This is a genomic window from Pseudomonas imperatae (genome assembly GCF_057128625.1).
The window spans coordinates 45,628-71,094 of the sequence record NZ_JBSKHP010000007.1; the positions used below are offsets into that span (position 1 = coordinate 45,628).

Annotated in this window: 21 protein-coding genes; 6 read left to right on the forward strand and 15 right to left on the reverse strand. The window is 65.9% G+C overall.

All coding sequences use genetic code 11. The features are described 5' to 3' along the window. Positions 1-40: 40 nt before the first annotated feature. The gene (locus tag ACWKWX_RS10665; protein ID WP_416426377.1) at positions 41-256 is read left to right on the forward strand and encodes a hypothetical protein; all 216 of its coding nucleotides are present in this window, start codon (positions 41-43) and stop codon (positions 254-256) included. On the opposite strand, the gene pdeM is transcribed toward ACWKWX_RS10665, so the two are convergent. From pdeM to ACWKWX_RS10710, 9 genes are all read right to left on the reverse strand, one after another. Beyond that, a complete protein-coding gene (gene pdeM / locus ACWKWX_RS10670; protein WP_483827749.1) occupies positions 229-912 on the reverse strand; it encodes a ligase-associated DNA damage response endonuclease PdeM in 684 nt (227 codons plus the stop codon). The genes ACWKWX_RS10665 and pdeM overlap by 28 nt on opposite strands. Then, entirely contained in the window at positions 909-3,347 is a 2,439-nt protein-coding gene (locus ACWKWX_RS10675; protein WP_483827750.1) for a ligase-associated DNA damage response DEXH box helicase, read from the reverse strand. Before ACWKWX_RS10675 ends, pdeM begins: the two co-directional genes overlap by 4 nt. A 151-nt stretch (positions 3,348-3,498) precedes the next feature. Beyond that, complete coding sequence (locus ACWKWX_RS10680) at positions 3,499-4,263, reverse strand: ABC transporter ATP-binding protein (RefSeq protein ID WP_473004210.1); 765 nt, start codon at positions 4,261-4,263, stop codon at positions 3,499-3,501. Positions 4,264-4,276: 13 nt separating this feature from the next. After that, the gene (locus ACWKWX_RS10685; protein ID WP_416426369.1) at positions 4,277-5,395 is read right to left on the reverse strand and encodes a succinylglutamate desuccinylase/aspartoacylase family protein; all 1,119 of its coding nucleotides are present in this window, start codon (positions 5,393-5,395) and stop codon (positions 4,277-4,279) included. Between the two features lie 9 nt (positions 5,396-5,404). Further along, positions 5,405-6,115 (reverse strand): ABC transporter permease, encoded by a 711-nt coding sequence (locus tag ACWKWX_RS10690; RefSeq protein WP_416426368.1) that lies wholly within the window; start codon positions 6,113-6,115, stop codon positions 5,405-5,407. Then, positions 6,112-6,840 carry an ABC transporter permease gene (locus tag ACWKWX_RS10695; protein WP_416426366.1) on the reverse strand — a complete coding sequence of 243 codons (729 nt, stop codon included), beginning with the start codon at positions 6,838-6,840 and terminating at the stop codon, positions 6,112-6,114. Before ACWKWX_RS10695 ends, ACWKWX_RS10690 begins: the two co-directional genes overlap by 4 nt. 66 nt (positions 6,841-6,906) lie before the next feature. Then, positions 6,907-7,686, reverse strand: coding sequence for a transporter substrate-binding domain-containing protein (locus ACWKWX_RS10700; protein ID WP_416426365.1), 780 nt, complete (start codon positions 7,684-7,686; stop codon positions 6,907-6,909). 197 nt (positions 7,687-7,883) lie between these two features. Then, a complete protein-coding gene (locus ACWKWX_RS10705; RefSeq protein ID WP_416426364.1) occupies positions 7,884-9,533 on the reverse strand; it encodes an ATP-dependent DNA ligase in 1,650 nt (549 codons plus the stop codon). Further along, positions 9,530-10,537, reverse strand: coding sequence for a ligase-associated DNA damage response exonuclease (locus tag ACWKWX_RS10710; protein ID WP_483827751.1), 1,008 nt, complete (start codon positions 10,535-10,537; stop codon positions 9,530-9,532). Before ACWKWX_RS10710 ends, ACWKWX_RS10705 begins: the two co-directional genes overlap by 4 nt. A 132-nt stretch (positions 10,538-10,669) precedes the next feature. Here ACWKWX_RS10710 and ACWKWX_RS10715 point away from each other — a divergent pair, with 132 nt between their 5' ends. Then, positions 10,670-11,221, forward strand: a complete 552-nt coding sequence (locus tag ACWKWX_RS10715; protein WP_416426362.1) for a glutathione peroxidase — start codon at positions 10,670-10,672, stop codon at positions 11,219-11,221. Positions 11,222-11,272: 51 nt separating this feature from the next. Here the strand turns inward: ACWKWX_RS10715 and ACWKWX_RS10720 are convergent, their stop codons facing one another. The 3 genes from ACWKWX_RS10720 to ACWKWX_RS10730 all read right to left on the reverse strand — a co-directional run bounded on the left by ACWKWX_RS10720 (position 11,273) and on the right by ACWKWX_RS10730 (position 13,840). Further along, on the reverse strand, positions 11,273-12,544 hold the full coding sequence (locus tag ACWKWX_RS10720; protein WP_416426361.1) for an OmpP1/FadL family transporter: 1,272 nt from the start codon (positions 12,542-12,544) through the stop codon (positions 11,273-11,275). A gap of 144 nt (positions 12,545-12,688) precedes the next feature. After that, the gene (locus tag ACWKWX_RS10725; protein ID WP_416426360.1) at positions 12,689-13,171 is read right to left on the reverse strand and encodes a hypothetical protein; all 483 of its coding nucleotides are present in this window, start codon (positions 13,169-13,171) and stop codon (positions 12,689-12,691) included. Between the two features lie 447 nt (positions 13,172-13,618). Then, positions 13,619-13,840, reverse strand: a complete 222-nt coding sequence (locus tag ACWKWX_RS10730; protein ID WP_027977204.1) for a hypothetical protein — start codon at positions 13,838-13,840, stop codon at positions 13,619-13,621. Positions 13,841-15,044: 1,204 nt separating this feature from the next. On the opposite strand from ACWKWX_RS10730, the gene ACWKWX_RS10735 reads away from it, so the two are divergent. Continuing rightward, positions 15,045-16,421: a DNA recombination protein RmuC gene (locus tag ACWKWX_RS10735; RefSeq protein WP_416427453.1), complete on the forward strand. Its 1,377-nt coding sequence runs from the start codon at positions 15,045-15,047 to the stop codon at positions 16,419-16,421. On the opposite strand, the gene ACWKWX_RS10740 is transcribed toward ACWKWX_RS10735, so the two are convergent. Both ACWKWX_RS10740 and ACWKWX_RS10745 read right to left on the reverse strand, forming a co-directional pair. Continuing rightward, the gene (locus ACWKWX_RS10740) at positions 16,392-19,865 is read right to left on the reverse strand and encodes a hybrid sensor histidine kinase/response regulator (protein ID WP_416426357.1); all 3,474 of its coding nucleotides are present in this window, start codon (positions 19,863-19,865) and stop codon (positions 16,392-16,394) included. The genes ACWKWX_RS10735 and ACWKWX_RS10740 overlap by 30 nt on opposite strands. Positions 19,866-20,028: 163 nt before the next feature. Further along, positions 20,029-20,589 carry a TetR/AcrR family transcriptional regulator gene (locus ACWKWX_RS10745; RefSeq protein ID WP_416426356.1) on the reverse strand — a complete coding sequence of 187 codons (561 nt, stop codon included), beginning with the start codon at positions 20,587-20,589 and terminating at the stop codon, positions 20,029-20,031. An 88-nt stretch (positions 20,590-20,677) separates the two neighbouring features. Here ACWKWX_RS10745 and ACWKWX_RS10750 point away from each other — a divergent pair, with 88 nt between their 5' ends. The 3 genes from ACWKWX_RS10750 (at position 20,678) to ACWKWX_RS10760 (ending at position 25,071) form a co-directional block, all read left to right on the forward strand. After that, complete coding sequence (locus ACWKWX_RS10750) at positions 20,678-21,862, forward strand: MFS transporter (RefSeq protein ID WP_476295415.1); 1,185 nt, start codon at positions 20,678-20,680, stop codon at positions 21,860-21,862. A 90-nt stretch (positions 21,863-21,952) separates the two neighbouring features. Next, a complete protein-coding gene (locus ACWKWX_RS10755; protein ID WP_483827752.1) occupies positions 21,953-23,101 on the forward strand; it encodes a TDT family transporter in 1,149 nt (382 codons plus the stop codon). A gap of 95 nt (positions 23,102-23,196) precedes the next feature. Further along, positions 23,197-25,071 carry an MFS transporter gene (locus ACWKWX_RS10760; RefSeq protein WP_483827753.1) on the forward strand — a complete coding sequence of 625 codons (1,875 nt, stop codon included), beginning with the start codon at positions 23,197-23,199 and terminating at the stop codon, positions 25,069-25,071. 17 nt (positions 25,072-25,088) lie between these two features. On the opposite strand, the gene sugE is transcribed toward ACWKWX_RS10760, so the two are convergent. Next, on the reverse strand, positions 25,089-25,403 hold the full coding sequence (sugE, locus tag ACWKWX_RS10765) for a quaternary ammonium compound efflux SMR transporter SugE (protein ID WP_483827754.1): 315 nt from the start codon (positions 25,401-25,403) through the stop codon (positions 25,089-25,091). Positions 25,404-25,467 lie beyond the last annotated feature (64 nt).

The window sequence follows — 25,467 nt, forward strand, 5'->3', positions numbered from 1 at the left end:
TTCGCGTCATGCGAAGCGGGCCATTGACCAGGGAGTGCCTATGAAAATCGACCCGACCATCAGCGCCGAACTGGCCAGGCTGGAGCCCAACCAGGTTGGCGTGCTTGCCTGGACCTTGCTGGCCAACCCCATGGCCCACCAGGCGGGCGGCGTACCGGGCCAACCGGACCCCGACCCCAACCCCGATTACCCGCAGCCCGAAGAACCGGGCGAGCCGACCATCCCCGATCAACCCCCACCCGCGCCCGTGGCCTGACGCCGCACCGGCCACACCTGGCCGTCGCCGACCACGAACAGCTGGTCGGCCCGGCCGGGGCGCAGCGCATGCCCCCCTGTGAAGGCGCCGAACGCCGGTAGCAGGCTGACCTCTTCCCCAAAGCTGAAACACGGCAGCCGCAGGCTTTGCCGCCCTTTGCCCTGCAAGCGGTACACCGGGTGCACGTGGCCGGCCAGCACCGGCAGCCGCGGGTGCGGCTCGGGTTCATGTTGCAACGCGAACGGCCCCAGCGGCAGCGGCTCGGCCACCACCTCGAACGCCAGCGAGGCAGGCGGGTCGCCGGCGCGGCGGTCGTGGTTGCCGCGAATCAGCGTCACCGCCAAGCCGCCATGCCGATCACGCCACTGCTGCAGCGCCGCCAGGGTCGCCGGCCCCTGGGAGCCGGGGGCGTGGAGGAAATCACCGAGGAAGATCAGCCGCTGGCAGTCATGCCGTGCCAACAGCCGGTCCAGCACCGCCAGGTTGCTCGCGGTGGTGCCATGGGGCACCGGCTGGCCCAGGCGGCGGTAGGCGGCAGCCTTGCCGAAGTGCGCGTCGGCGATCAGCAGGGCGCGTTGCCCGGGCCAGTAGATGGCCTTCTCCGGCAGCAGCCACAAGGTGGTGCCGTGGAAGTCGAAGGCGTGATGGCCGCTCATGGCCCCGCCGCCGTTTCCAGGTCGCTGACCATGCGCGCGATGCGGTCCGCCAGCTTCTCCGAGCTGAGGCTTTCGCGGAAGCGCTCCACCATCAGCGGAAAGCCCAACGGCGTGGCGCGCTTGAGCGCGTGCAGGTCCAGGCGCTGGCCTTGCATGCGCACCAGCGTCTGTTCCAGGCGCTGCACGTCCAACTCCTGGCGCAGCACTTCTTCCTGGGCCTGGGTCAGCAGCAGGTTGCCGGCGTCGTATTGCTTGAACACCTCGAAGAACAGCCCGCTGGAGGCCTGCACCTGGCGGGTGCTCTTTTGCGAGCCGGGGTAGCCGCCGAACACCAGCCCGGAGATACGCGCGATCTCGCGGAAGCGCCGCAACGCCAGTTCGCCGGCATTGAGGCTGGCGAGCACGTCGGCCAGCAGTTGCTCGGGGCTCAGCAGCGCGCCGTTCAGCCACTGCGACCAGTCCACGGCGGTGGCGCTAAGCAGCTCGAAGCCGTAGTCGTTGACGGCGATGGAGAAGGTCAGCGGCTGGCGTTGGCTCATCCGCGAGGCCAGCAGGCTGCCCAGCCCCAGGTGCACCTGGCGGCCGGCGAAGGGGTAGAGGAACAGGTGCCAGCCTTCGCGGGACTTCAGGGTTTCCGCCAGCAGGGTGTCGGGGGTGGGCAGGGCCGACCAGTGCTGCTGCACCTCCAGCAGCGGCCGCACCGCGCGCATGGGTGGGCTCTGGTATTCGCCCTGCGCGGCCAGGCCCAGCTGGCGCACCAGGGCGGCGGCCAGTTCGCTGGACAGCGGCATACGCCCACCATTCCAGCGCGGCACGGCGGCCTTCTTCGCGGTGCTGCGCTTGACGTAGGCGGTCATGTTTTCCACCCGTACCAGCTCCAGCTGGCGCCCGGCGAACAGGAAACCGTCGCCGGGCCGCAGGCGGGCGATGAAGCCTTCCTCGACACTGCCCAGGGAGCGCCCGCCACCGCCCTTGCTCCAGAACTTCAGTTGCAGGCTGGCGTCGCTGACGATGGTGCCGATGCTCATGCGGTGGCGGCGCGCCAGGCGCGCGTCGGGCACGCGCCATACGCCGTGTTCGTCGGGTTCCACGCGGCGGTAATCGGGGTAGGCGGTGAGCGAGTGGCCGCCGTGGCGCACGAACGCCAGGGCCCAGGCCCATTCGTCGTCGGTGAGGTCGCGGTAGGCCCAGGCGCTGCGCACTTCGGCCAACAGTTCATCGGGCCGAAAGCCGCCGCCCAGGGCCATGCTCACCAGGTGCTGCACCAGCACGTCCAAGGGTTTGTGCGGGGATTCGCGCGGCTCGATCTGCCGCGCCGCCACCGCCTGCTCGGCAGCGGCGGCTTCCACCAGTTCCAGGCTGTGGGTGGGCACCAGGGTCACCCGCGATGGCCTGCCGGGGGCGTGGCCCGAGCGCCCGGCGCGCTGCATCAGGCGCGCCACGCCCTTGGCCGAGCCTATCTGCAGCACCCGCTCCACGGGCAGGAAGTCCACCCCCAGGTCGAGGCTGGAGGTGCAGATCACCGCCTTGAGTTGGCCGTCCTTGAGCGCGCGCTCCACCCAGTCGCGGGTCTCCCGGGCCAGGGAGCTGTGGTGCAGGGCAATGATGCCGGCCCAGTCGGGGCGCGCATCGAGAATCGATTGAAACCAGATCTCCGCCTGGGAGCGGGTGTTGGTGAACACCAGGCAACTGCTGCTGGTGTCGATCTCGCCCACTACCTGGTCGAGCATGCGCAGGCCCATGTGGCCGCCCCAGGGGAAGCGTTCGATGGCCGCCGGCAGCAGCGTGTCGACTTCGATGCGCTTGGCTTCGGCGCCTTGCACAGTGATGCCCTGGCCGGCGCCCAGCAGCACGTCCTGGGCGTGGGCCTGGTTGCCCAGGGTGGCCGAAATACCCCACACGATCAGCCCCGGCTGCCAGCGGCGCAGGCGCGCCAGGGCCAACTGCAACTGCACGCCGCGCTTGTTGCCGATCAGCTCGTGCCATTCATCCACCACCACCATGGCCAGGCTGGAGAATTCTGTCTTGGCGTGCTCGCGAGCCAGCAGCAGGGTCAGGCTTTCCGGGGTGGTGATCAGCGTGGTGGGCAGCCGCCGGCCCTGGCGGGCGCGCTCGGCGCTGCTGGTGTCGCCGGTGCGCAGGCCCAGTGACCAGGGCAGTTGCAGGTCGTCCAGGGGCGCTTGCAGGGCGCGATGGGTGTCGGCGGCCAGGGCGCGCATGGGCGTCAGCCACAGCACCGTCAGCGGCGCGGTGCGCGGGCCGGGCCTGGCGAAACGGTTGAGGGCGGCGAACCACAAGGCGTAGGTCTTGCCGGCGCCGGTGCTGGCGTGCAGCAACCCCGACTGCCCAGCCTTGACGGCCGCCCAGACCTGTTTCTGGAACGCGAAGGGCTTCCAGTGGCGGGCGGCGAACCAGGGTTTGGCGTGGTCGGGCATGGGCGCTGTCCGTGGGGGTTAAACCAGTGACAGCGGGGCGGGCAAGTTAGTTTAGTGTGGTCTGGGCTGGCCTCATCGCGAGCAAGCTCGGCTCCTACGGGATTGATGCGTTCCGTAGGAGCCGAGCTTGCTCGCGATGAGGGCGATAGGGTTACTTCAGGTTGCCACTGAGGAACTGGCGCAACCGCTCGCTCTTCGGGTTGCCCAGCACGTCCGCCGGCACCCCTTCCTCTTCCACCAGCCCCTTGTGCAGGAACATCACCTGGCTGGACACCTGGCGCGCGAAGCTCATCTCGTGGGTGACCATGATCATGGTGCGGCCTTCCTCGGCCAGGCCCTGGATCACCTTCAGCACTTCACCCACCAGCTCCGGGTCGAGCGCCGAGGTGGGTTCGTCGAACAGCATCACCTCGGGCTCCATGGCCAGGGCGCGGGCGATGGCCACGCGCTGTTGCTGGCCGCCGGAGAGGAACGCCGGGTACTGGTCGGCGACGCGCGCCGGCAGGCCGACCTTGTCCAGGTAGCGGCGGGCACGGTCCTCGGCCTCGTGCTTGCTCACGCCCAGCACCCGCCGCGGGGCCATGGTGACGTTCTCGAGCACGCTCATGTGGCTCCACAGGTTGAAGTGCTGGAACACCATGGCCAGGCGTGTGCGGATGCGCTGCAGCTCGTCAGGGTCGGCCACGCGCATGCCGTGGCTGTCCTGCACCATGCGGATCTGCTTGCCGTCCAGGCTCATGGCGCCGTCGTTGGGGGTTTCCAGGAAGTTGATGCAGCGCAGGAAGGTACTCTTGCCCGAGCCGCTGGCGCCGATCAGGCTGATGACGTCGCCGGTCTTGGCCTTGAGCGAAACCCCCTTGAGTACTTCGTTGTCGCCGTAGCGTTTGTGCAGGCCATCGATGGTCAGTTTGTACATGGGCAATCAGGTCTCAAGGCGAAAGAAGGTAGCCGCTGCGGTAGGCTTCGCGGCCGGCGACGTGGGCCACCACCATGCCGGCGGTGGCCATGCGCCGCAGCGAGCGGGCGTACATCACCCCGGCCTGGGCGCAGCGCACGGCGGTGATGCGGTCGCTGATGGGGTCGATGACGTCGGCGATCAGTTGGCCGGCGCTCACGACCTCGCCCGGCAGCACATGGAACACCAGCAGGCCGCCGGCGGCGCTGACCACCGGCTCCACCGCCGCCAGGGGCGTGGCCGGGTAGGGCAGTTCGGGCAGCGGCGGCTGCTCGCCGGCGATGGCGCCGTGGTGGGTCAGGTAGTCGATGATCGCCTGGCAGTCTGTGGCGGCGGTGTGGTGGTCGACATCGCCCTGGCCGCGCAGCTCCAGGGTCACCGAGAAGCTGCCCTGGGGAATCTCGAAACGGTGGTTGAAGCGCTGCTGCAGCTCCCACCACACCAGGGTGAAGCACTCGTCGAACGACTGCCCGCCCGAGTCGGTTGCCAGCAGGCTGGCCTGGGCGCCCAGGTAGCGCGACAGTGGCTCCACCTTCGGCCAGGCCTCGGGCGTGGTGTACAGGTGCGCCACGGCCTCGAAGTCGCAGTGCAGGTCCAGCACCATGTCGGCGTCGCAGGCCAGGCGCTGCAGGATCAGGCGCTGGGACTGCAACTGCGTGGCCGGCACCTGGGCTTCCAGCGCCCGGCGCAGGGCCGCGCGGATCAGCCGCGCATTGTGCTGCGGGTCGTCGCCCAGGTGCGGCGCCACCTCGGTGCCCACTTCGTCGCTGAGGTCGACGAACAGGCGGTTGAAGTTCTGCCCGCTCTCCAGCTCGTAGCGGCCCAGGGGCACGTCCATCAGCACCTGCTCCAACCCTACCGGGTTGGCCACGGGCACCAGGACGATCTCGCTGTTCAGCTGCCCGGCCTGCTCCAGCTCGGCCAGGCGCTGCTTGAGGTGCCAGGCCACCAGCATGCCGGGCAGTTCGTCGGCGTGCAGCGAGGCCTGGATGTAGATCTTGCCGGCGCCGTCCGTGGGGCCGTAGTGAAAGCTGTGGATCTGCCGGCCGGTGCCTGGCACCGGGCTGATCAGGTCATGGGTGCGATGGTGCATTTCCGGTTCCTAGTGCGCAGGGCCGAGGAAGGCCAGCCAGCGGCGTTCCGCCAGGCGAAACAGGCCCACCAGCGTGAAGGTGATGGTCAGGTAGATCAGCGCGGCGATGCCGAACGACTGGAAGGTCATGAAGGTGGCCGAGTTGGCGTCGCGGGCCACTTTCAGGATGTCCGGCACCGTGGCGGTGAAGGCGACGGTGGTGGAGTGGAGCATCAGGATCACTTCGTTGCTGTAGAACGGCAGCGAGCGGCGCAGGGCCGACGGCATGATCACGTAAGTGTAGAGCTTCCAGCCGGTCAGGCCGTAGGCCTTGGCCGCTTCCACCTCGCCGTGGTTCATGCTGCGGATGGCGCCGGCGAAGATCTCGGTGGTGTAGGCGCAGGTGTTCAGGGCGAAGGCCAGGATGGTGCAGTTCATGGCGTCGCGGAAGAACGCGTTCAGCTCTGGCTGGTTGCGCACCGCCTCGATGCTGTAGATGCCCGTGTAGCAGATCAGCAGCTGGATATACAGCGGCGTGCCGCGGAACAGGTAGGTGTAGAACTGCACCGGCCAGCGCAGCCAGAAGTGCGTGGACACCCGGGCGATGGACAGCGGGATGGACACCACGAAGCCGATGGCGATGGAGGCGGTCAGCAGCCACATGGTCATGGCCAGGCCGGTGATGTGCTGGCCGTCCGAATAGAGGAACGGGCGCCAGTATTGTTGCAACAGTTCAATCATCGCACGGCCTCCCGGCTGCCAGCGCTGTAACGCCGCTCGGCCCAGCGCAACACCACGTTGGAGGCGCTGGTGATCAGCAGGTAGATGACGGCCGCCAGGACCAGGAAGTAGAACAGCTGGTAGGTGCTCTTGCCTGCGTCCTGGGCGGCCTTGACCAGGTCGGCCAGGCCGATGATCGACACCAGGGCGGTGGCCTTGAGCATCACCATCCAGTTGTTGCCGATGCCTGGCAGGGCGAAGCGCATCATCTGCGGGAACACCACGTAGCGGAACCGCTGGCCGCGTTTCAGGCCATAGGCGGTGGCCGCTTCCACCTGGCCGCGCGGCACGGCGAGGATGGCGCCACGGAAGGTTTCGGTGAAATAGGCGCCATAGATGAACCCGAGGGTGATCACACCAGAGGTGAAAGGATCGATCTCGATGTAGTCCCAGTCCATGGCATCTGTGAGATTGGTCAGCCAGGTTTGCAGGCTGTAGAAGATCAGCAGCATCAGCACCAGGTCGGGCACGCCGCGAATCAGGGTGGTGTACAACTGTGCGGGAACCCGCAGCACTTTAAGGCTTGATAGCTTGGCGCTGGCGCCCAGCAGGCCCAGGCCAACGCTCACCAGCAGTGACAGCACCGCCAGCTTGATGGTCATCCAGGTGCCTTCCAGCAGGATCGGGCCAAAGCCCTTCAGGCTGAATGCCGAAAGCCCCAGGTTTTGTAATAGGTCGTCGAACATGGATGGTGCCTGTGCAGGTAGAAAAAACGCCTTCCCCCGGACGGGAGAAGGCGTCGTTACCAATTGTTACTTGCCGCTGTACAGGTTCAGATCACCGAAGTGTTTCTTCTGAATGGTGTCGTAGGTGCCGTCCTTGTGTAACGCTTCGATACCTTTGTCCAGCAGGGCCTTGAGCTCTTTGTTACCCTTTTTGATACCGACGGCGGTCTTGGCCGGCAGCAGTGGGTCGTCAACCGGCTTGCTGACTTCGTAGTCGGCGCCCTGTGGCGATTTCAGGAAGCCCAGTTCGGCCTGCAGCATGTCCTGGATGGAAGCGTCCAGGCGGCCCGAGGTCAGGTCGGCATAGACCTGGTCCTGGTTGGCGTAGGCCTTGGTGGTCACGCCGGCCTTGTCCAGCACGGCCTTGGCGTAGGCTTCCTGGATGGTGCCCTGCTCGTAGCCCACGGTCTTGCCTTTGAGCGACTCGGGGGTGCTGTAGCCTGCACCTTTTTTGAACACCAGCGCGGTCGGGCCGGAGAACAGTTCGCTGGAGAAGTCGATGACCTTGGCGCGCGCGTCAGTCACGGTCATGGACGAGATCACGCCGTCGAACTTGCCGGCGTTGAGGCCGGGGATCATGCCGTCGAAGTCATTCTCGACCCACTTGCACTCCACTTTCAGCTCTTTGCAGATGGCATTGCCCAGGTCGATGTCAAAGCCCACCAGGCTGCCGTCGGCGGCCTTGGATTCGAACGGTGCGTAGGATGGGTCGACGCCGAAGCGCAATACCTTGTAATCCTTGGCCATCGCGGCGCCAGCAGACAAACATAAGGCCAGTGCAGAAAGGGTCAGCAATGCTTTTTTCATTGTGCAGTCCTTAGAACCTGAGAAGAGCGTACAGGTGTACGCGACATTCGTTACCGGCGGATGCCAGACATCATTCTGATAGCAATTTTCGCACCACAGTACCCGAACGAGCGTTTAAATGGGGCGCCCGGAAGGCTCTGGCGCTGCGGCCTGCCCAAAATCGGGCAGCCCCGCAAACGCGCCCCAAAAGTGGGCAATCAGCTCAACAGGTCTTGCAGCGTAGCCAGACTATCGGCTTCTTCCACCGGCTTGTCATGCCGCCAGCGCAACATGCGCGGAAAACGTACGGCAATGCCGCTTTTATGACGTTTTGACAGGGCAATGCCCTCGAAACCCAGCTCGAACACCAGGGTAGGGCGCACGCTGCGCACCGGGCCGAATTTCTCCACCGTGGTCTTGCGCACGATGGCGTCCACCTGGCGCATTTCCTCGTCGGTCAGCCCCGAGTAGGCCTTGGCGAACGGCACCAGGGTGCGCTCGCTGGCCTCGGGCGGGCCGTCCCACACGGCGAAGGTGTAGTCGCTGTACAGGCTGGCGCGGCGGCCGTGGCCGGCCTGGGCGTAGATCAGCACGGCGTCGACGCTGAAGGGGTCGACCTTCCATTTCCACCAGGTGCCCATGTCCTTGGTGCGGCCCACGCCATACAGGGCGTCGCGGGCCTTGAGCATCATGCCTTCCACGCCCAGGCGCCGCGACTGTTCGCGCAGGCGGGCCAGGTCCAGCCAGCTCTCGCCATGCAGCAGTGGCGACAGCTGCAGCACGGGCGCCGCCGTGGCCGCCACCAGACGCTCCAGCTCGGCGCGCCGTTGCCCCTGGGGCCGGCTGCGCCAGTCGTGGCCCTGCCATTCCAGGAGGTCATAGGCCAGCACCACCACGGGCACCTCTGCCAGCAGCTTCTTGCCCAGGGTCTTGCGGCCGATGCGCTGCTGCAGCAGGGCGAACGGCTGCACCTGGGGCTGGGCGTCGGCTTTCCACACCACGATCTCGCCGTCGATGACGGTGCCGTCGGGCAGGCTTTGCTCCAGCGCCATCAGCTCCGGGAAGCGTTCGCTGACCAGTTCTTCACCGCGGGACCAGATCCACAGGCGGCCGTCGCGCTTGACCAGTTGCGCGCGGATGCCGTCCCATTTCCACTCCACCTGCCAGGCGTCGACCGGCCCCAGCAGGGCGTCGAACTGGTCCACTGGCTGCTGCTGCGAGTGGGCGAGGAAAAACGGGTAGGGCTGGCCGCCGCGCTGAGCGTGTTCGTCGGCGGATTCAGCGGCGATCAGCGTGCGGTAGCTGTCGGCGGTGGGCCGGTGGGACAGGTCGGTGTAGCCCACCAGGCGCTGGGCCACGCGCTTGCTGTCGATGCCGGCCAACTGCGCCAGGGCGCGGGTTACCAGCAGTTTCGACACACCGACGCGGAAGCTGCCGGTGATCAGCTTCAGGCACACCATCAGGCTCTGCCGGTCCAGTTGCGCCCATAGCTGCGGCAGGCGCTCGGCCAGGGCCTCCGGCGGCAGGCCGCGCAGGGGCAGCAAGGCTTCTTCCACCCACCAGGCCAGGCCCTGGTCGCTGCTGTGGGCGGTTTCCGGCAGCAGCAGGGAAAAGGTCTCGGCCAGGTCGCCGACGGCCTGGTAGCTTTCCTCGAACAGCCACTCGGGCAGGCCACTGGTGTGCACTGCTATGTCACGCAGCACGCGGCTGGGCACCAGCTGGCGCGGGCGGCCACCGGAAAGGAAATACACCGCCCAGGCGGCGTCGGCGGCGTCGGCCTGGCTGAAGTAGGCCAGCAGTGCGTCGCGCTTGGCGTTGGTGGAGGTGGTTTCGTCCAGGCGCCCGTAGAGTTCGGCAAAGGCTTTCATGCGCTGGCTTGCTCCTCGTCTTCATCACCGTACTCGGTGGTAAAGCCTTGGGCGTCCAGCCCCAGGTCGCGCAGGTAGCGCACCAGCACCGCCACCGAGCCGTGGGTGACCATGACCCGTTCGGCGCCGGTCTGCTCGATGGCCCACAGCAGGCCGGGCCAGTCGGCGTGGTCGGACAGCACGAAGCCGCGGTCCACGCCGCGCCGCCGGCGGGTGCCGCGCAAGCGCATCCAGCCGCTGGCGAAGGCGTCGCTGTAGTCGCCGAAACGGCGCATCCAGGTGCTGCCGCCGGCCGAGGGCGGGGCCAGGATCAGCGCCTGGCGCAGGGCCGGGTCGGTCTTCTTGAAGTCGCCGGCGTACTGGGTCTGGGGAATGTGGATGCCGCCCTCGCGGTACACCCGGTTCAGCGGCTCGACGGCCCCGTGCACCAGAATCGGGCCAATGCTGGCGTCGATGCCGTGGAGGATGCGCTGGGCCTTGCCGAACGCGTAGGCGAACAACACGCTGGCCTTGCCGGCTTGGGCGTTGGCCCGCCACCAGTCATCTATTTCGGCGAAGATCTCCCGTTGCGGCTGCCAGCGGTAGATGGGCAGGCCGAAGGTGGATTCGGTGATGAAGGTATGGCAACGCACCGGCTCGAAGGGCGCGCAGGTGCCGTCGGCCTCCACCTTGTAGTCGCCGGAGGCCACCCACACCTCGCCCTGGTACTCCAGGCGCACCTGCGCCGAGCCCAGCACGTGGCCGGCCGGGTGGAAGCTGAGGGTAACGCCGTGGTGCACCAGGCGCTCGCCGTAGGCCAGGGTCTGCAGGTTGATGTCGGCGCCCAGCCTGGCGCGCAGAATGCCGGCGCCGGGGCTGGCGGCCAGGTAATGAGTGTTGCCGGTGCGCGCGTGGTCGCCGTGGCCGTGGGTGATCACAGAGCGTTCCACGGGCCGCCAGGGGTCGATGTAGAAATCCCCGGGCGGGCAGTACAGGCCTTCGGGGCGGGCAATGACGAGGTCCATGGGCGGCGGCCTGTGGCAGGGGGCTTAATCGTCAGAGGCTGCGCCGCCGCCGGAAGTTCGCTAATTGTGCGCGTTTGCGTAGGGACGTGACTGAGGGTAGGTTGGAGGTTCAAATCACTGAGGATGGCTGCCATGAACCTGCGCTGGATAACGGTTCCGCTCTTGATGCTTGCCGCCAGTGGGCCGGTGCTGGCCGCCGATTGCCCGGAACTGCTGCAAGGGCAGATGACCAAACTGCGCGGCAAGGAGGCCATCGACCTGTGCCAGCGCTTTGCCGGCAAGCCGCTGGTGGTGGTCAACACCGCCAGCTACTGCGGCTTCGCCCCGCAGTTCAGTGGGCTGGAAGGCCTGTACATTCGCTACAAGGACAAGGGCCTGGAAATGATCGGCGTGCCGTCCAATGACTTCAAGCAGGAGGCCCAGGACAGCGCCGAGACCGCCAAGGTCTGCTACGCCAACTACGGCGTCACTTTCACCATGACCCAGCCGGCGCCCGTGCGCGGTGCCGACGCCACCCATTTGTTCAAGGTACTGGCGGAGCAAAGTAGCGCGCCCAAGTGGAACTTTTACAAGTACGTGGTGGACCGCCAGGGCAATGTGGTGGCGAGCTTTTCCAGCATCACCAAGCCCGACGACCCGGACCTGATCGCCGCCGTGGAAAAAGCCATCGCCTCAAAACCCTGAGGCATGAAAAAACCCGCCGAGGCGGGTTTTTTCGTGCTGCAGGTACGTGAATCAGAAGCGGTAGGTAATCGAGGTACCGAAGCCGCTGGCGCTGTTCTTGTACTTGGAGCTGTAGGCCAGCTTGGTAGCCGACACTTCGTTGATCTTCACGCTCTCTTCCCACAGGTAGGAGTAGGCGAAGTCCAGGGTGATGTTTTCCACGGGGGTGTAGCCCACGCCGAAGCTGACGGCCTGGCGGTCGCCGGTAGGGATGCGTGGCGAACGGTCGACGTTGTTGGTAGGCGACTGGTCAACCGAGTAACCGGCGCGCAGCACCACTTCCTTGTTCAGCTGGTAGGCGGCACCGATGGCGTGGGCCCAGGTGTCGTGCCAGTTCTGCTCTTCGGTGATGGTGCTCAGCGAGCCCGACAGCAGCGCAGGCACGCCTTTGTTCTCCACGGTGATGTCTTTCAGGCGGCTCCAGCGGGTCCAGGTGCTGCCGGCGTACACGGTCCAGTCGTCACCCAGCTTCTGGGTCACGGAGAAGTCCACGGATTCCGGGGTGTCCAGGTCCAGCGAGGCGTCGTAGCTGTGGCCGCTCAGGCCCAGCAGGCTGAAGGTGCCGCCGGTGACCTTGGTGTCGCCGTCCAGGTGGTAGTCCACCTTGGAGTGGTAGGTCAGGCCCAGGCTGGTGGTCGGCGTGGCCTGCACCAGGATACCGGCGTTGAAGCCGATGGCGGTGTCGTTGCCGTTGATCTTCACCTTGCCGTCGTTGGTGCCGGGGGTGAAGGAGTTGGGCACCATGGAGCTCAGCTCGCCGTCGATGCGGTTGATGGTCGGGCCGAAACCGATCGACACGATATCGTTGAACGCATAGCTGACGGTAGGCTGGAAGGTCATGACCGAGACCTTGCTCTTGTTGGCGTAGTAACGGCCAGCGAAGTCGCTGTGGTAGTCGGTGATCAGGCCGAACGGCACGTAGAAGCCGACACCGAAGGCCCAGTGGTCATCGATTGGCTGTACGTAGTAACCCATGGGCACGGTAGTCACCGGCACCATGTCGCCACCCTCTTTGCCCCCCAGGGTGGCCTTGGTGTCGCTGATGTCGGTCTTCGCGTCAATCACGGCCGCGCCCACGGTGGCTTGGGCTTTCTTGAGGCGCGACATGCCGGCAGGGTTGCCGTAGATGGTGCTGGCGTCATCGGCAGAAGACGAACGGCCGGCGAAGCCGGTGCCCATGCCGCTGATGCTGGTTTCGTTGATGGCAAAGCCACTGGCGAACAGCTGGGTAGAGGCGAGTGCGACGGCGATGCTGATTGTGGTCTTGAGCATTACTTTTTTCATTATTAGAACTCCATGTGATCACCGAAGCGAAAACTACCAACATTTTCGCCGCGGCGCTATAGCCCGTATCGCAGGAGATAGAGCGGTTTTGTAGGACAATCCGACCAGGCTGGAAGCTTATAAGCTGGCGTTATGCCATGATCTTCAGCTGGCTAATCTGTCAGTAACGGTGATGCAGCTTGCCCAGGCGGCGGTGAAATCCCTTAAACGACCCTGGGGTTGGAAGGTTTGGCGCCATATTCTGGCCATGCCGATAACATCATCGGCCTGTGGCAAGGGCGTTTTCTGCTCTTCGATCAACAGCCAGGCAATAGCCGTGGCGTACCGAAGGTTGACGGTCAATTCCTGATGCGGGCCACTTAAAAAAGCATGCTGGCTGGCGAGCCCCCTCACGAGGCTGGCCAAATCGGGGTCCAGGGCCAGGTAATGGTCCCACAAGGCCTGGTGGCGCAACGCGCCGATGCGGTACAGGCCGTGGCCACGACGATCGTGCAGGGCGGTGCCCAGGGCCGATTGGCTGGCCGCCACGCCCAACAGCAAGGCCTCGGCGGTAGCGCAGTGACGGCCCAGGTACAGCAGCGTCGGGCGTATCACGTACTGGCTCAATTCCCGTGCGGCGATCCCCATAAAACCCTTCGACCTCTCTGTCTGGCCGACGGAACCTGGGTGCTTGGCAGCAGTGAATCGGATGGCTCCGCCGGAAGCGGCTTGGGGCCGCTTGAATTGAAGTGTAGTGTCATATTTGTGCTGTAAAGGGCTGTTTTTAAATTATTTGCCCGTTTGAGGGGGCGGCGCATATGCCCTCAGGTGATAAAGAAACCTTGCAGCACGTAGCAGCAACTGTCTTGTGGGAGCTGGCTTGCCAGCGAGCTTTTATGGCCCCAACAGCTCGCTGGCAAGCCAGCTCCCACAGGATGTAGCAGCGGCCGCAGGCCGCGTCCAAGGCGCCGCGCTGTTCCCGGCCCACCGCGGTGAGCCCGGACGCCGCCTTCGGCGGCTGCTACAGGGCGCGTTAAGTGATCACCCATAAAAAAGCCCCGCTCATGGCGGGGCCTTGGGTGCAGCCTGGGCGTTTTAGGCGACCAGTGCCTGGCGCGTACGGTCGATCACGGCCTGCAGCGGCTCGGCGCTGGAGTATTGCTCCGGGTACAGGCGTTCGCTGTGGCGGGCAATACCGTGCTCGTTGACGACGGTGAAGCTGAAGCAGCCTTTGCGAGCTGCCATGATCAGGCAGTTCAGCGGTGCGAAGGCGTCAGTCAGGGTGCGCATGGCGTCTTGGGTATGAATAGTGTTCATAGTTATTGGATGTTCCTGCAAAAGACACGGATATGATCCGTGCACACTAAAAACGTTCCAGTAACGCGGGCCACCATTGGCCGGACGAAGAACCTGACTGGAACAAAGCAGCCAGTGTGAGCGCATTTAAAATGTGGCGCTTGGGCTGACCGGTAGGTACTTAGGAGGACAGGCAACACACCGGGGCAAAGGTTCGCTGCCCGTGGGTGAAGATCCTGATCAATCAGCAGGTTGGTTAGGTCAGAGTAAAGAGGCTTGTCAGCGATGCCTGGCGTTGGCCACGGCTCGTGAAGTGTTTACCTGGAAACCATCGAGTAGGTCGGGTCCGCTGTTTCAGCAGGGGGTTCGCTTTGCTGCGAACGACGTGCTGGAGGACTGTGTCGACCAGAAATTGACTTTCAGCTTGGTACTAACAGTGGCAAGCCTAACTGATAGCCTGGGTGACTTGCAAGTGTTTTTTCAATTCACCTGCTGTATCACCGGCGGCCCGGGGTGCACCCTTGTGCCTCAGATCAGCAGCAGACCAGTTTGCCTACAAAAACTCGCCCTGTGAAGCCCCTGAAGTCGCTTTTTCGCGCCCCACGCTTGACAGGGAGTACGAAAATGGTGCGGCCCCGTGCCTCCATTCAGGGCGGTTGTACACATGTGGCAATGAAACCGTCATGTCCCTGCAAACGCCTTGCCGAAAGTTCCCCTACGCCGCATTGAAAATTTAAGTCAATGAAAAAAAACGCTTTTTTTAACTGGTGAAAAAATCGACAGTTTGACTGGAGGCCCTATTCTACAAGGGTTTGCGGGCGGGGAAGGGCGGTTGTCCACTGACTTATCCACAGCTTCTGTGGATTGTCCCGAGCGCTTGCTCTAGCACGGGCGTACCCGGATATTTCATGTTTCTTACCAAGTCGCCAGCGGATTTTGTCAATGGTGGGAGGGGGGAAAATTTCATCGGCCGGGCGCTGATATTTTTTTTTCCAACCGATGCAAAAACGTGCGGCTATCGCCCGACCGGAGGCATTCACCTGTACGGGTTTGCCGCCAGTCGTCGCTTCGCTCAGACTGTGACCTTTGTTAGAACGCGGTGGAATTTGAAATGGCATTTGACATCACCAGCCTGTTGCTCGGCCTGCTGCTGGCGGGGGCGCCGAGCCTGGCGCTGGCCTGGGGCATACAGCGTCGCCTGAGCGCCTTGAGCGCCGAGTCGGCGCTGTGGCAGGAGCGCCTGACCACCGCGCAATTGGCCCAGGACGGCCTGAGTGCGCAGCTCGATGCCAGCCGCGACGAGGTCAGCGACCTGTCCCAGGCCAACGCGGTCAAGCAGGCGGAGCTGGCGGCCCAGGGGCGTGAGCTGGACCTGCTGCAGATCGAGCGCGACAACGCCCGCGATGCCGCCCACGCCTGGAATATCGAGCGCAGCGGCAAGGAAGGCGAGTTGCGCCGCCTGGATGCCCAATGCGCGGCATTGCAGGCCGAGCTGCGCGAGCAGCAGGACAGCCACCAGCAGCGCCTCACCGACCTGCAGGGCTCGCGCGACGAGCTGCGGGCGCAGTTCGCCGAGCTGGCCGGGAAAATCTTCGACGAGCGCGAACAGCGCTTCGCCGAGACCAGCCAGCAGCGCCTGGGGCAACTGCTGGACCCGCTGAAGGAACGCATCCAGTCGTTCGAGAAGCGCGTGGAGGAAAGCTACCAGCAGGAGGCCCGCGAGCGCTTCTCCCTGGGCAAGGAACTGGAACGCCTGCAGCAGCTCAACCAGCGCCTGAGCGACGAGGCCACCAACCTCACCCAGGCCCTCAAGGGGCAGAAAACCCAGGGCAACTGGGGCGAGCTGATCCTGGAGCGCGTGCTCGAGCATGCGGGCCTGGAGAAGGGCCGCGAGTACCAGACCCAGGTCAGCCTCAAGGGGCCCGACGGCGAGCGCTTCCAGCCGGACGTGCTGATCATGCTGCCGGGCGACAAGCAGGTGGTGGTGGACTCCAAGGTCAGCCTCACGGCGTACCAGCAGTACATCAGCGCCGATGACCCGGCGGTGGCGCAGACGGCGCTCAAGCAGCACGTGCTGTCGCTGCGCAACCACGTCAAGGGTTTGTCGGGCAAGGACTACAACCGCCTGGAAGGCCTGCACAGCCTGGATTTCGTCCTGCTGTTCGTGCCTATCGAGGCAGCCTTCTCGGCGGCGTTGCAGGCTGAGCCCAACCTGTTCCAGGAGGCCTTCGACCGGCAGATCGTAATCGTCAGCCCGACCACGCTGCTGGCCACCCTGCGGGTGATCGACAGCCTGTGGAAGCAGGAGCGCCAGAGCCAGAACGCCCGGGAGATCGCCGAGCGCGCCGGCTGGCTGTACGACAAGTTCGTGCTATTCATCCAGGACCTGGACGAGGTGGGCAACCGCCTGCAGCAGTTGGACAAGGCCTACAGCGCGGCGCGCAACAAGCTCACTGACGGCCGTGGCAACCTGGTCAGCCGCACCGAGCAGCTCAAGCTGCTGGGCGCCCGCGCCAGCAAGAGCCTGCCGGCCGACCTGCTGGAGCGCGCCATGACCGACGCCGAGGGCGCCTCACTGCCGGCTGAGGTGCCGGTTCAGTAAGGCACGCAGCGCCGCCGGTTTCACCGGCTTGGCCAGATAGTCGAGGCCGGCGGCGTGCACCTGGGCCAGTATCTCGGGGCGGCCGTCGGCGCTGATCACCATGCCCGGCAAGGGCGCGCCCAATTGCGCGCGCAGCCAGGCCATCAGCTGCGGGCCGGTGTCGCCTTCGTCCAGGTGAAAGTCCACCAGCGCCAGGTGCGGGCGCATGCCCTGGGCCAGCAGCTGGCCGCAAGTGGCGCGGTCGCGAGCGGTGAACACCTGGCAGCCCCAGCGGCTGAGCAGGCTGTGCATGCCCATGAGAATGCTGTCCTCGTTGTCCACGCACAGCACCTGCAGGCCGGTGAGGTCCTGGCCCTTGCTGGCGATGGCGGTGACTGGCGCGCTGGTTTCGGCGGCCGCCAGCGGCACGCGCACACTGAACACGCTGCCCTTGCCCGGCCATGAGCGCACCTGCAGGCTGTGGCCCAGCACCCGGCACAAGCCGTCGGCAATCGCCAGGCCCAGGCCCAGGCCCTTCTCGGCGCGGGTCTGGTGGCTGTCCAGGCGCTTGAACTCCTCGAAGATCACCTGCAGCTTGTCCTCGGGGATGCCCGGGCCACGGTCCCACACCTCCAGGCTCAGGGCGTCACCCTGGCGGCGCACGCCCAGCAGGATCGGGCTCTTGCCGTAGCGGAAGGCGTTGGTCAGGAAGTTCTGCAAAATACGCCGCAGCAGCTTGATGTCGCTGTTCACCCGCAGCTTCGACGAGCGCAGGTGGAACGCCAGGCCTTGCTCCTGGGCCAGGGCCTTGAACTCGGCGCCCAGGGTGTCGTACAGGTCACCCAGGGCGAAGGGCTTGCTGTCCGGGGTGATCTTGCCGTTTTCCAGGCGCGAGATGTCCAGCAGGTCGCTGATCAGGTCCTCGGCCGAGCGCAGCGAGCTGTCCAGGTGCTGCACCAGTTGCTGCGCTTCGCCGGACAGGCCGTCGCCCTGGTGCGACAGCGCCGCCGAGAACAGCCGCGCAGCGTTCAGCGGTTGCATCAGGTCATGGCTGACCGCGGCCAGGAAGCGCGTCTTCGACTGGTTGGCGGCTTCGGCGGTGTTGGTGGCCTGGGTCAGCGCCTGGTTGAGCTGCGACAGCTCGTGGGTGCGCTCCGCCACGCGCTGCTCCAGGCCCTCGTTGGCGGCGGTCAGAGCCTGTTCCGCCTCGCGGAACGCGGTAATGTCGGTGAAGCTCATGACGAAGCCGCCGCCGGGCATGGGGTTGCCGATCAGCTCGATCACCCGGCCATTGGGGAACAGCCGTTCGGAGGTGTGCGCACGGCCCTGGCGCATCCAGTGCAGGCGGCGCGCCACATGCACCTCGGCTTCGCCGGGGCCGCACAGGCCGCGCTCGGCGTTGTAGCGGATGATGTCGGCAATGGGCCGCCCGACGCTGATCAGGCCGTCGGGGTAGTTGAACAGCTCCAGGTAGCGGCGGTTCCAGGCCACCAGGTGCAGCGACTGGTCGACCACGCTCACGCCCTGGCTGATATTCTCGATGGCGCCCTGCAGCAGCGCCCGGTTGAACTGAAGCACTTCGCTGGCTTCGTCGGCGATCTTGACCACATCTTCCAGCTGCATGTCGCGGCCTTCGATGGCCGCGCGCACCACCGCACGGGTCGATGAGCTGCCCAGCACGCCCGCCAGCAGGCGCTCGGTGTGGGCGATCCAGTCGTTGTCGGCGCTCTGGCTGGGGTCGAAGCCGATGCCCTGGCGGTAGGCGAAGCGGATGAAGCTCTGGCGCGCCCGTTCTTCGCCGACGAAGCGCGACGCGAGGGTCAGCAGGTCCTCGATCTGCACCGACAGCGGCAAGCGGCCGCCGGGGCGGGCGCTGGTTTCCTGGCCGATGAAGCGGCCTGCCTGCCAGTGTTCCGAGACCCGCGTGCGCGACAACGCCGAGACCCAGGCGAAGAGGGTGAAGTTGCCGGCGAGCGACAGCACCACGCCCAGGGTCAGCGGCGTGATGGGCAGGCCCATGGCGTCGTCGTGCAGCCAGGCCAGGCCCGGGAACACATGCAGCGACAAGCCCAGGCTGTGGGCCGCCAGTGGCAGCACCAGGGTGTAGAACCACACGAAGGTGCCAGCGGCAAGGCCGGCGAACACGCCGCGGCGGTTGGCTTTTTTCCAGTACAACGCCCCCAGCATGGCCGGCGCCAATTGGGCCACGGCGGCGAAGGCGATCTGGCCGATGGTGGCCAGGCTGGCGGTGCTGCCCAGCAGGCGGTAGCTGACGTAGGCGAGCAACAGGATCATCACGATGCTGATGCGGCGCACCGACAGCATCCAGTGGCGGAACACCTCGAACGGCCGCTCGGCGCTCTGCCGGCGCAGCAGCCACGGCAGCAGCATGTCGTTGGAGACCATGGTCGACAGCGCCACGCTGGCGACGATGACCATGCCGGTGGCGGCGCTGGCGCCACCGATGAACGCCAGCAGCGCCAGGGCCGGGTGGGATTCGGCCAGGGGCAGGCTGATCACGAAGGAATCGGGAATTACCGAGCTGGGCAGGCGCAGTTGCCCGGCCAGGGCGATGGGCACCACGAACAGCGCGGCCAGCACCAGGTAGGCGGGGAATACCCAGCGCGCCAGGCGCAGGTCCTGGGGCTCGATGTTCTCCACCACGGTGACGTGGAACTGGCGGGGCAGGCAGATCATCGCCATCAGCGCCACGCCGGTCTGCACCACCATGGACGGCCAGTTGATGGTCTCCTGCCAATAGGTTTCCAGGCGCGGCGCCAGGCTGGCCTGGCTGAGCAGGTCGTCGAAGCCATCGTACAGGCCGTAGGTGATGAAGGCGCCCACGCCCATGAAGGCGAACAGCTTGACCAGGGCCTCGAAGGCGATGGCCAGGACCATGCCGCGGTGGTGCTCGGTGACGTCCAGGCTGCGGGTGCCGAAGACAATGGTGAACAGCGCCAGCACCAGCGACACCACCAGGGCCGTGTCCTGCACGCGGGTGCCGCTGGCGTCGGCGCCGGCGCCGATCAGCAGGTTCACGCCGAGCACGATGCCCTTGAGCTGCAAGGCGATGTACGGCAGCACGCCCACCAGGCAAATCAGCGCCACCACCACCGCCAGCGATTGCGACTTGCCGTAGCGGGCGGCGATGAAGTCGGCGATGGAGGTGATGTTTTCCTGTTTGCTGATCAGGATCATCTTCTGCTGCACCCACGGCGCGAACACCATCAGCAGCACCGGCCCCAGGTAGATGGGCAGGAACGCCCACAGCTGCTCGGCGGCCTGGCCGACGGCGCCGAAGAAGGTCCAGCTGGTGCAATACACCGCCAGCGACAGGCTGTACACCCAGGCGCGCAGGCGCGGCGACAACGGCGTGGCGCGCCGGTCGCCGTAGAAGGCAATGGCGAACATGACGGCCATGTAGGCCAGGGCAACCGCGGCGATCAGCCCGCTGGACAGCGACATCAAAGGCTCCGTTGCAAAGGAAGGGCTCCCGTAGCAGCGGCCACAGGCCGCGTCACCGGCGACGCGCCGGGGCAGGAAGACCGGGTGGGCCAGGACGCGGCCTGGCGGCCGCTGCTACGGGGTAGCGTGGTGCGTTCAGTCTCGCATGGCGCGGGGCGGCGCGTCAGCGGCGACGAAGGTCGCAGGCCAGGCTCAGGTCCACCAGCTCGTGCATCTGCTCGATGCTGGGCGCCGATTCGGCGAACAGGATGCGGTACACCACCGGGGCGACGATCAGGTTCAGCAGGTGGTCGGCATCGGGCGCGGTGTCGCCGCGCAGCCTGGCGCGCTCGATGATGGTCTGCAGCTGGCCGCGCAGCACGGTGGCGCACTGGAACGAGCAGCCGCTGGCGATGAAGTCGCGCATCATGTTGCGCCCCGGCTCCGAGTTCATCTCGTCCAGGTACTGCTCGGCCCAGGCCAGCAGGTCGCCGCGCAGGGTGCCGGTGTCGGCAGGGTCGCTGTCGGGGCGCAGGCGCGCCAGGCTGACGTCGGCCAGCAGCGCGGCCAGCTCGCCCCAGCGCCGGTAGATGGTCGACGGGGTGACGCCGGCGCGGCTGGCGATCAGCGGCACGGTGAGGGTGTCGCGCTCCTGCTCTTGCAGCAAGGCGCGGACGGCCGCGTGTACGGACTCTTGCACACGGGCACTGCGGCCGCCCGTGCGAATACCTTCTTTGATAGCCATGCATGTACCTTAACACAAAGCGTTTGCTTTAAGCGCGAAGCAGGTGCAGACTCCACTAACGCAATAAATTAGCTTTACGGAGCCCGCCATGTCCAACGTCTTCTCTGCGAGAAACAGCCTGGCCTACCTCTCGGTGGTGCTGCTGACCTTCCTGGCCGCCTCCAGCGCGCCGACGCCGCTGTACCATCTGTACCAGGAGGCCTGGCAGTTTTCGCCGGGCATGCTGACGATGATCTTCGGCGTCTACGCCCTGGCTCTTCTGGCAGCGCTGCTGACTGTGGGCGCGTTGTCGGATTATATCGGCCGGCGGCCGGTGCTGCGCATGGCGCTGGTGCTGAACATGGTGTCGATGCTGGGCTTTATCTACGCCCGCGACGTCAATTGGCTGCTGGCCGCGCGCATCCTCCAGGGCTTCGCCACGGGCATGGCCACCAGCTCCCTGGGCGCTGCGCTGCTGGACAACGACCGGCAGAAAGGCCCGCTGCTCAACAGCCTGGCGCCGCTGCTGGGCATGGCCCTGGGCGGCCTGGGTAGCGGCCTGCTGGTGCAGTACGCGCCCATGCCGCTGAGCCTGGTGTACATCGTGCTGCTGGTGTTGCTGGTAGCGCAGGCGGGTTTGCTGGTGTGGCTGCCGGAAAGCGTCAGCGCCCAGCCCGGCGCGCTGGCGTCGCTGCGCCCACGCCTGGCCGTGCCCGCCCAGGCCCGCGCGGCGGTGTGGCGCATGCTGCCGGTGAACACCGCGGTGTGGATGACCGGCGGCTTCTTCCTGTCGCTGGCGCCGTCGCTGGTGCGCGCCGCTACTGGCGCCACTTCGAACCTGATCGGCGGCGCGCTGGTAGCGACCCTGACCCTCAGCGGCGCGGCGGCGATCTATGCCCTGCGCGCCAGCGCCGCTGACAAGGTGCTGCGCCTGGGCACCGTGCTGCTGCCCATCGGTGTGGCGCTGGTATTGGTGGCGGCCAGCCAGCAGGTGCTGATGCTGTTCTTCATCGGTGCGGTGATCGCCGGCGCCGGTTTCGGCAGCGGCTTCCTCGGCTCGGCCCGCAGCGTGCTGCCCCTGGCCCACGCCCACGAGCGCGCCGGGCTGATGTCAACCTTCTATGTGCTCAGCTACCTGGCGTTCTGCGTGCCGGCCATTCTCGCGGGCTTCCTGGTGCGCAGCGTTGGCTTGCTGGCCACCAGCGAAGGCTACGGCCTGCTGCAGATTGCCCTGTGCCTGGCCGCCCTGCTGGGCATGTGGCTGCGCCGGGATGCGCGAGCTATATCTGCATAATCGATGACCTATAGCGAAACTACCCGTTTAGCAGATAAGCCAAGGACGGCTAGCATGGCCTGACCTCACACGAGGACAGGAGACCCCATCATGAAACGCCCGATTCCCCTGGCCACCCGGCCGTTCAGTGCGCTTCAGCACCCCCGCGAAGTGATTCGCCAATTCACCCCCAACTGGTTCGCCGTGGTCATGGGCACCGGCGTGCTGGCCCTGGCCCTGGCGCAATTGCCGGCCGGCTGGCCGCTGGTGCATGGCCTGGCCCATGGCCTGTGGCTGCTGGCGGCCGTGCTGTTTGGCGTGTTCACCGCTCTGTACGGCGCGCGCTGGGTGCTGTTCTTCGACGAGGCGCGGCGCATTTTCGGGCATTCCACCGTGTCGATGTTCATCGGCACCATTCCCATGGCCCTGGCCACCCTGATCAACGGCTTCGTGCTGTTCGCCTTGCCCCAGGTGGGCAACGCCGCGCTGCCATGGCTGCAGGGGCTATGGTGGCTGGACGTGGCCCTGTCGCTGCTGTGCGGGGTGGGTATACCGTTCCTGATGTTCACTCGCCAGCAGCACAGCATCGACCAGATGACCGCCGTATGGCTGCTGCCGGTGGTGGCCGCGGAAGTGGCTGCGGCCAGCGGCGGCCTGCTGGCCCCGCACCTGCCGGACCCGGCGGCGCAGTTCGGCATGCTTATCACCAGCTTCGTGCTGTGGGCGTTCTCGGTGCCGGTGGCGTTCGCCATCCTGACCATCCTGATGCTGCGCATGGCCCTGCACAAACTGCCCCATGAAAGCATGGCGGCGTCGAGCTGGCTGGCCCTGGGGCCCATCGGCACCGGCGCCTTGGGCATGTTGCTGCTGGGTGGTGACGCCCCGGCGATTTTCGCCGCAGCCGGCGTGCTGCCCGGTGTGGGCAGCATGATCGACGGCCTGGGCGTGGTCAGCGCGGTGATCCTTTGGGGCATGGGCCTGTGGTGGATGCTGTTGGCGGTGCTGATCACCGTGCGCTACCTGCGCAGCGGCATGCCGTTCAACCTGGGCTGGTGGGCGTTCATCTTCCCGTTGGGCGTGTACACCCTGGCCACGCTGCGCCTGGGCAACGTGCTGCACCTGGGCTTTTTCACCTGGTGCGGCCAGGGCCTGGTGGCCTGCCTGGCAATGTTGTGGGCGGTGGTGATGGCGCGCACCCTGGGCGGTGCCTGGCGCGGCGAGCTGTTTGTGTCGCCGTGCATCGCGGCGCGCAAACTTTAGGTAATCTAGGTGGCGGATGTGGCTTGCAGGGCAGCAGGCCGCATCCAATGCCAAAAGCCTATGCCGCAAGCGGCGCCACCAAGGTGCAAAGGACGATGAGTCACCCCTCGCAATTCAGCCTGTTGGGCAAGCGGCGCTTCCTGCCGTTTTTCCTCACCCAGTCCCTGGGGGCCTTCAACGACAACGTGTTCAAGCAGTCGTTGATCCTGGCCATCCTCTACAAATTGAGCATCGGCGGCGACCGCTCCATCTGGGTCAACCTGTGCGCGCTGCTGTTTATTTTGCCGTTCTTCCTGTTTTCCGCGCTGGCGGGGCAGTTTGGCGAGAAATTCGACAAGGACACGCTGATCCGCCTGATCAAGCTGGGCGAGATCGTGATCATGGCCGTGGGCGCCACCGGTTTCCTGTTCGACCACCTGTGGATGATGCTGGCGGCGCTGTTCGCCATGGGCACCCATTCGGCGCTGTTCGGCCCGGTGAAGTACTCGATCATGCCCCAGGCCCTGCGCGAAGAAGAGCTGGTAGGCGGCAACGGCTTGGTGGAAATGGGTACCTTCCTGGCCATTCTGGCGGGCACCATCAGCGCGGGCGTGCTGATGTCCCAGGCACACTACGCGCCGTTGGTCAGTGCCGCGATCGTCGGCGTGGCCGTGCTGGGCTACCTGGCCAGCCGCGGTATCCCGCGCGCGGCGGCCGACACCCCCGGGTTGAAGCTTGACTGGAACATCTTCAGCCAGTCCTGGGCCACGCTGAAAATGGGCCTGAACCAGACGCCTGCGGTGTCGCGTTCGGTGGTGGGCAACTCGTGGTTCTGGTTCGTCGGGGCTATCTACCTGACGCAGATTCCGGCCTACGCCAAGGACTGGCTCAACGGCGATGAAACCGTGGTCACCCTGATTCTCACGGTGTTCTCGGTGGGCATCGCCCTGGGCTCGGTGCTGTGCGAGAAGCTGTCGGGGCGCAAGGTGGAGATCGGCCTGGTGCCGTTCGGCTCGTTCGGCCTGACCCTGTTCGGCCTGCTGCTGTGGTGGCATTCGGGCGAGTTCGCCCAGGCGTCCCAGGCCAATGACTGGCTGACCCTGCTGGGCATCGGCCACACCTGGTGGGTGCTGCTGGATATTCTCGGCCTGGGCATGTTCGGCGGCTTCTATATCGTGCCGCTGTACGCGCTGATCCAGTCGCGCACCGCCGAGAACGAGCGGGCGCGGGTAATTGCCGCCAACAACATCCTCAACGCGCTGTTCATGGTGGTGTCGGCCATCGTCTCCATCATTCTGTTGAGCGTGGCCAAGCTGTCGATTCCGCAGCTGTTCCTGGTGGTGTCGGTGATGAATATCGCGGTCAACGCCTACATCTTCAAGATCGTCCCCGAGTTCACCATGCGTTTCATGATCTGGCTGCTCAGCCATTCCATGTACCGGGTGGAGCACCGCGACCTCGAGCGCATTCCCGACGAAGGCCCGGCGCTGCTGGTGTGCAACCACGTGTCGTTCGTCGACGCGTTGCTGATTGGCGGCGCGGTGCGGCGGCCGATTCGCTTCGTGATGTACTACAAGATCTTCCGCCTGCCGGTGCTCAACTTCATCTTCCGCACTGCCGGGGCGGTTCCCATCGCCGGGCGCAGCGAGGACCCGCAGGTCTACGAGCAGGCGTTCAAGCGCATCGCCCAGTACCTGGCCGACGGCGAGCTGGTGTGCATCTTCCCCGAGGGCAAGCTGACCACCGATGGCGAGATCGACGAGTTCAAGAGCGGTGTGACCCGGGTGCTGGAGCAGACCCCGGTGCCGGTGGTGCCGTTGGCGTTGCTGGGGCTATGGGGCAGTTTCTTCAGCCGCGACCCGGCCAAGGGCTTCTTCCGCCGCTTGTGGTCGCGCGTGGTGCTGGTGGCCGGGCAGCCGGTGCAGGGCGACGACGCGGTGCCGGCGCAGCTGCGCGCCCGGGTGAGCGAGCTGCGCGGCGCCGGCCGTTGAGCAGCAGGCGTTGAGGTTCAGGCGCTGATTTTCAGGCCAATCAGGCCGGTGATGATCAGCGCCACGCTGGCGATGCGCATGGGCGCCACTGATTCGCCGAACAGCGCGATGCCGGCGATCACCGTGCCCACCGCGCCCACGCCGGTCCAGATGGCGTAGGCGGTGCCCAAAGGCAGGTCGCGCATGGCCAGGCCCAGCAGGCCAAGGCTGGCCGCCATGGCGGCAACGGTGAGCAGGGTAGGCAGGGGGCGGGAAAAGCCGTCGGTGTATTTCAGGCCAATGGCCCAGCCCACCTCGAACAGGCCGGCGAAGAACAGAATCAACCAGGACATGAGCACGCTCCATCATCCAGTTTCAGTGATGGGGTCGTCCCCTGGGCAATAAAAAAGCGCATCG

Excerpts from the sequence above, each read along its gene's own strand:
- ACWKWX_RS10725 (WP_416426360.1), bottom strand. The coding sequence starts at position 13,171 with ATGGGGATCGCCGCACGGGAATTGAGCCAGTACGTGATACGCCCGACG.
- ACWKWX_RS10760 (WP_483827753.1), top strand. The coding sequence starts at position 23,197 with ATGAGTCACCCCTCGCAATTCAGCCTGTTGGGCAAGCGGCGCTTCCTG.
- ACWKWX_RS10700 (WP_416426365.1), bottom strand. The coding sequence starts at position 7,686 with ATGAAAAAAGCATTGCTGACCCTTTCTGCACTGGCCTTATGTTTGTCT.
- ACWKWX_RS10720 (WP_416426361.1), bottom strand. The coding sequence starts at position 12,544 with ATGAAAAAAGTAATGCTCAAGACCACAATCAGCATCGCCGTCGCACTC.
- ACWKWX_RS10750 (WP_476295415.1), top strand. The coding sequence starts at position 20,678 with ATGTCCAACGTCTTCTCTGCGAGAAACAGCCTGGCCTACCTCTCGGTG.
- pdeM (WP_483827749.1), bottom strand. The coding sequence starts at position 912 with ATGAGCGGCCATCACGCCTTCGACTTCCACGGCACCACCTTGTGGCTG.
- ACWKWX_RS10710 (WP_483827751.1), bottom strand. The coding sequence starts at position 10,537 with ATGGACCTCGTCATTGCCCGCCCCGAAGGCCTGTACTGCCCGCCCGGG.
- ACWKWX_RS10715 (WP_416426362.1), top strand. The coding sequence starts at position 10,670 with ATGAACCTGCGCTGGATAACGGTTCCGCTCTTGATGCTTGCCGCCAGT.
- ACWKWX_RS10685 (WP_416426369.1), bottom strand. The coding sequence starts at position 5,395 with ATGCACCATCGCACCCATGACCTGATCAGCCCGGTGCCAGGCACCGGC.
- ACWKWX_RS10675 (WP_483827750.1), bottom strand. The coding sequence starts at position 3,347 with ATGCCCGACCACGCCAAACCCTGGTTCGCCGCCCGCCACTGGAAGCCC.
- ACWKWX_RS10740 (WP_416426357.1), bottom strand. The coding sequence starts at position 19,865 with ATGTCGCTGTCCAGCGGGCTGATCGCCGCGGTTGCCCTGGCCTACATG.
- sugE (WP_483827754.1), bottom strand. The coding sequence starts at position 25,403 with ATGTCCTGGTTGATTCTGTTCTTCGCCGGCCTGTTCGAGGTGGGCTGG.
- ACWKWX_RS10730 (WP_027977204.1), bottom strand. The coding sequence starts at position 13,840 with ATGAACACTATTCATACCCAAGACGCCATGCGCACCCTGACTGACGCC.
- ACWKWX_RS10755 (WP_483827752.1), top strand. The coding sequence starts at position 21,953 with ATGAAACGCCCGATTCCCCTGGCCACCCGGCCGTTCAGTGCGCTTCAG.
- ACWKWX_RS10695 (WP_416426366.1), bottom strand. The coding sequence starts at position 6,840 with ATGTTCGACGACCTATTACAAAACCTGGGGCTTTCGGCATTCAGCCTG.
- ACWKWX_RS10745 (WP_416426356.1), bottom strand. The coding sequence starts at position 20,589 with ATGGCTATCAAAGAAGGTATTCGCACGGGCGGCCGCAGTGCCCGTGTG.
- ACWKWX_RS10680 (WP_473004210.1), bottom strand. The coding sequence starts at position 4,263 with ATGTACAAACTGACCATCGATGGCCTGCACAAACGCTACGGCGACAAC.
- ACWKWX_RS10665 (WP_416426377.1), top strand. The coding sequence starts at position 41 with ATGAAAATCGACCCGACCATCAGCGCCGAACTGGCCAGGCTGGAGCCC.
- ACWKWX_RS10690 (WP_416426368.1), bottom strand. The coding sequence starts at position 6,115 with ATGATTGAACTGTTGCAACAATACTGGCGCCCGTTCCTCTATTCGGAC.
- ACWKWX_RS10705 (WP_416426364.1), bottom strand. The coding sequence starts at position 9,533 with ATGAAAGCCTTTGCCGAACTCTACGGGCGCCTGGACGAAACCACCTCC.